Below are 1,171 nucleotides of genomic sequence, written 5' to 3'. Positions count from 1 at the left end.
TGGACGAGCTGCTGCCGCTGCTGGAGGGCTACGGCAAGGTCCTGTTCGTCGCCTATATGCGCCGCTATGCGCCGGCCTATCTGGCGGCTAAGGCGGAACTGCCGCCCGCCCACGAGATCACCCATGCCCGCATCCATGACCTGATCTCGCTCGGCACCGAGTTCATGCGGCACAGCCAGCAGATCCTCTACCCCGACGACGTGGCACCGGAGCTGCGTCGGGTAGGCGTTGCGGCCCGCGAGGCGCTCTATCGGGAGGTGGTGGGCGCGGATGCCCCGGCGGACCTGGTGCAGGCCTATGCGATCCTGACCTCGATGAGCTGCCACCACCTCTCGGCGATGCGCGAGCTGATCGGCGAGCCTCTGCGGGTGATCGCGGCGCACCGCACCAATGGCGGGTTCAACTCGTCCATCATGTTCGACTACGGCCATTATCTCTGCCAGTACCAGGCCGTGATCGACAAGATCGGCCTGTTCGACGCGATGATCGAGGTGCGCTCGGACACCAAGCGGGTGCGGATCATCTACGACACCCCCTATATCCGCAGCCTGCCGACGCGGCTGGAAATCGCCGAGCGGGGCGAGGACGGGGTGAAGCAGCGCATCCTCGGCCCCTATTACAGCGATGCCTTTGCCGCCGAGCTCAAGCAGTTCCATCGCCACGTCCAGGATGGCAGCCGGCCGAAGACCGACCTCGCGGACTTCCGCCAGGACCTAGTGCTGTGGGCGGAGATCGTCCGTCGCATGAAGTAGGCGGCCGTCCCACCCGATCCATCCCGAGTTGCAGGATGGCCGCCGACGGTCTGCCCGGCGGCGTTCCTCATTTTGTATTTTGGTTAATCGCACGACATGTTATTGCACAACGTCACTCAAATCATACAGCATCACCGGACACCGGTTGCATAGCTTATTTTATATTTCGTATACTCCCTAGTCTCAATGCCGAATTATTGGCGTTTCCCGTTAGGATACATGACAACGACAGACTTCTCACAGCGAAATATCGGCCGGAATCCGACTATTTCATGATACTGTCCGGGTAGCACTCCGGCCGGTTTCGTCCGGCAGACGAACATCTCCCAGGACCGGGAGACGGGCCGGAGGACATCCAGTCGGTCAACACCGGGATCGCCTATTTCGTGCTGGGCCTGGCCAAGAAGGTGCTGATCGCG

At 61.7% G+C, this 1,171-nt stretch carries 1 protein-coding gene; it reads left to right on the top strand.

Translation table 11 applies throughout. The features are described from left to right. A partial coding sequence (locus EQG76_RS27330; protein ID WP_159718161.1) for a Gfo/Idh/MocA family oxidoreductase occupies positions 1–752 on the top strand: 752 nt, incomplete at its 5' end. Positions 753–1,171 lie beyond the last annotated feature (419 nt).

Origin of the sequence: Geminicoccus flavidas, assembly GCF_009806515.1 — a bacterium.
GTDB classification, from domain to species: Bacteria; Pseudomonadota; Alphaproteobacteria; order Geminicoccales; family Geminicoccaceae; genus Geminicoccus; species Geminicoccus flavidus.
This window is presented reverse-complemented; position numbering and strand designations above follow the sequence as displayed.